This is a genomic window from Dissulfurispira sp. (genome assembly GCF_036745535.1).
Classification (GTDB): domain Bacteria; phylum Nitrospirota; class Thermodesulfovibrionia; order Thermodesulfovibrionales; family Dissulfurispiraceae; genus Dissulfurispira.
The window spans coordinates 1-3,506 of record NZ_DAIOFX010000118.1; the positions used below are offsets into that span (position 1 = coordinate 1).

General features: G+C 43.2%; 4 protein-coding genes. 3 read left to right on the plus strand and 1 reads right to left on the minus strand.

Annotation, left to right across the window (positions count from 1 at the left end; translation table 11 throughout):
• The 3 genes from V7L97_RS11700 to V7L97_RS11710 all read left to right on the plus strand — a co-directional run.
• Nucleotides 1-181, plus strand: a 181-nt coding sequence (locus V7L97_RS11700) for a hypothetical protein (RefSeq protein WP_333656182.1), incomplete at its 5' end; no start/stop codon positions are given.
• A gap of 13 nt (nt 182-194) precedes the next feature.
• A complete protein-coding gene (locus V7L97_RS11705; protein WP_333656184.1) occupies nt 195-1,910 on the plus strand; it encodes an ATP-binding protein in 1,716 nt (571 codons plus the stop codon).
• 10 nt (nt 1,911-1,920) lie between these two features.
• Entirely contained in the window at nt 1,921-3,267 is a 1,347-nt protein-coding gene (locus tag V7L97_RS11710) for a sigma-54-dependent transcriptional regulator (RefSeq protein WP_333656187.1), read from the plus strand.
• A 41-nt stretch (nt 3,268-3,308) separates the two neighbouring features.
• Here V7L97_RS11710 and V7L97_RS11715 read toward each other — a convergent pair.
• Nucleotides 3,309-3,506: hypothetical protein (locus tag V7L97_RS11715; RefSeq protein ID WP_333656188.1), on the minus strand; the 198-nt coding region annotated here is incomplete at its 5' end.

Genomic DNA, 3,506 nt, shown 5'->3' on the forward strand with positions numbered 1-3,506 from the left:
GCTCTCCAAGTCCATAGCCGACAACATCGGGGCATATCTGTATTTCATAAAACAGGATGTCATGCATATCTCCAATATGCTGTCAAAAGGGGACGTAACCAACAAAAAAAGATCTCGATTGGCTTACGAGCGATGCCCTGAGAAAGAAGGGAATAATCGAAACAAGTCTCGGCATTCTTAATACCAAAGGCGAAGTGATATTTTCTGAAGGAAACAATAATCTATCCAAACCGTTTGTCTCTAATATGCTGGAACAGACAAAAAATATTGGCCCCAGCAATACTACTATTATAGAAACCCCGCATTTGATATACATCATATCTCCCATATACAACCAGGGAAGTATGAAAGGGGTAGTATTCCTGTCCATAAAAATAAATGACATAGCCAGCAGGTTCGTCAGCAATATAAAATCAGGAAGCCGCGGGTATGCATGGATGATGGATAAAAACGGCACGCTCCTTTACCACCCCACACAGCCAGGAATGGTCGGGGGAAACATTTATAAAGCCGATTCCAACTGCTTTAAATGCCATATGAATTTTGATCTCGAAAAACGGATAATCCAAGGCAAGACGAGTAATTACGGCAGGCACATTACACCCACAGGAGAGGATAAAATCATTGCATTTTCTACTGTCAGCATAGACAATCTGTCATGGATAATTGCAGTGTCCGCCCCTTACTCTGAAGTGACTTCTGTCACAAGACACAGCATGAAACTTTACTCGTATCTCATAATATCCATCTTTATAACAACAAGCATCGTATCTGCGCTGTTGATTGTGTTTAATAAAAAAAGGATAAAGGCAGAAGAAGTTGCAAAAAGGAAGGAAGAACTCGAAAAATATGCTGCTCAACTGGAAGAAAAGGTTAATGATAGAACTGCAGAGCTTGTAAGCGAAAAGGAAAAACTCAATACCATTGTCAGTGCCATAGGCGGCGGCATAGTGCTCATTGACAGGCATGGCAAAATTCAATGGACAAACCAGATGATAAAGGACATGGCCGGAGCAGATATAACAGGAATGTCCTGCGAGGACATATGTCCTGACTGCCATATTTCAGGCGAATACAGCAGAGACAATGTTGATACAATAATACTGTCCAATCTCTTCGGACAAAAAGATAAATATTTTCAGGTCACTACAGCGCCTGTGAAAGGATTAAATGGAGAGATACATGGATATATAAGGCTCATACAGGATGTGACGGAGATGAAAAAAATGGAAGAGCAGATAATCCATTCAGAAAAGCTTGCATCCATAGGAAGGCTTGCGGCAGGCATAGCCCATGAGATAGGGAATCCCCTGACATCCATCTTCTCCTTTGTCCAGATACTCAGGGAGATGGAAGAAGATACATTTAAAAAAGAGAGCCTCGAAACAATTTATTTCCATATAAACAGGATTTCTGAAATCTTGAAACAGCTTTCCGGCTTCTCAAAAATGCCTGCAGGAGAGCCGAGGGAATGCCAGATAAACGAGATTATAGAAACATCCATCAATCTTATACAGTACGACAAAAAGGCAAAGAACATATCCATCGTAAAAGAGCTTTCATCGTCTCTGCCTGAGGTCATCGCAGACGGCAACCAATTGTCACAGGTCTTTGTAAACCTTACCCTGAATGCCATAGACGCAATGCCCGAAGGAGGGACACTCACTGTCAGGAGCATGTCGAGGGAAAGCGACATCATCATCCAGTTCGAAGACACAGGCATTGGCATTCCACGGGAGGAATTGCCAAAGATATTCGATCCGTTCTATACAACAAAGGAAAAGGGCACCGGACTCGGACTTGCAGTAAGTTATAATATAATCAAGAAAATGAACGGTACCCTGACCGTTGAGAGCGAACCCGGCAAAGGCAGCATATTTAACATAACAATACCGGCAAACAACAGGTAAAAGGAAAAAGATGAAACCGAAGATATTAATAGTGGATGACGAGCCTGATATATGCAAGGCACTCGAATTCCTGCTAAAGAGGGAGGGCTATACCGTAACCTCTGTGAACAGCGGCGAGGATGCGATAGAAAAGCTCAAGACTGAGAGCTTTGATGTCGTGATTACAGACCTGAAGATGGGCAGGGTCGGCGGAATGACTGTTCTCGAAAAGTCAAAGGAGATAAACCCTGAAGCTCCTGTAATAATGATGACCGCCTTTGCCTCAATAGAATCTGCAGTGGAAGCCATGAAGAGGGGCGCTATTGATTATATAGTCAAACCATTTCTCAACGAGGAGATAAAACTAACCATCAAGAAGGTTCTGGAACAGAAAAAGATAATAAACGAGAATATAGCTTTAAAACAGCAGATAAGCCAACGCATGGCATGCAGGGATTTTGTGGCGAACTCGGAATCCATGCTGAAGATCGTCGAGACTCTCGAGAAGGTAATCCCCACCAAAAGCAATATCATGATATTAGGAGAAAGCGGCACGGGTAAGGGGCTTCTGGCAGAGCTTGTGCACTGCAACAGCCCGAGACGGGACAAACCGTTTATTTCCATAAACTGCTCTGCCATACCCGAGGGGCTTTTGGAGTCGGAGCTTTTCGGCTACAAAAAGGGTGCATTCACAGGCGCTGTGTCCGACAAGATAGGACTTATTCCCCTCGCCCATCAGGGCACGTTTTTTCTTGACGAGATAGGCGATATGCCGACAAACCTTCAGGCAAAACTCTTAAAGATTCTTGAAACGGGAGAGGTTTATCCTCTTGGCGACACAAAGCCAAGAATCGTTGATGTGAGGATAATCTCTGCAACCAATGCGGACATAGAAAACAGGATCAAGGAAGGAAAGTTCAGGGAAGACCTTTACTGGAGATTGAATGTAATAGAGATAAAGATACCTCCTTTAAGGGAGAGAAAGGACGACATAGATATACTCGCAAAGCATTTTGTAGATAAGTTCTCAGAAGAGCACAAAAAGGATATCAAGGGTATCGACAGGCAGGCATTGTCCATATTGCTCGAATATTTATGGCCTGGTAATGTAAGGGAACTGGGAAATGTCATAGAAAGAGCTGTCGTCCTTGCAGATGGTGATTATATAACCCCTGAAAATCTGCCTGATAAATTAAGAAAGGTCGAACATACAGCACAGCCTTCTACCTTGAAGACTTATCTCAGAGATTACGAAAAAAACCTCATTCTGAGACTCTACAATGCACACAGCAGGAACAAGAAAAAAACAGCCATGGCGTTGGGAATAGACCTTGCAACTTTATACAGGAAGTTAAAAAAATACGGAATAGAGGAGTAGTGAGAAGGGCATTTTATATCGGCGTTATATTTGGCGGGATATTAGGCATCGCAGTCGCCCTCAGCATGGACCTGCTCCTCGGCAAAAGCCTCGGCGGCGGATGAGGCGAGGCAGTTGCCAATGACCTTAATCGCATGTTCAATGCACACCTTTCCCCACACAGCTTCATAGTGATTATAGGTGTAATCACATCTGTCCAAAATAGATTTTAGAAAGACCTCCGATTCAGGTAGTATAGA

Bases quoted from the DNA above. Each gene is read 5' to 3' on its own strand.
- V7L97_RS11710 (WP_333656187.1), top strand. From the start codon at position 1,921: ATGAAACCGAAGATATTAATAGTGGATGACGAGCCTGATATATGCAAG.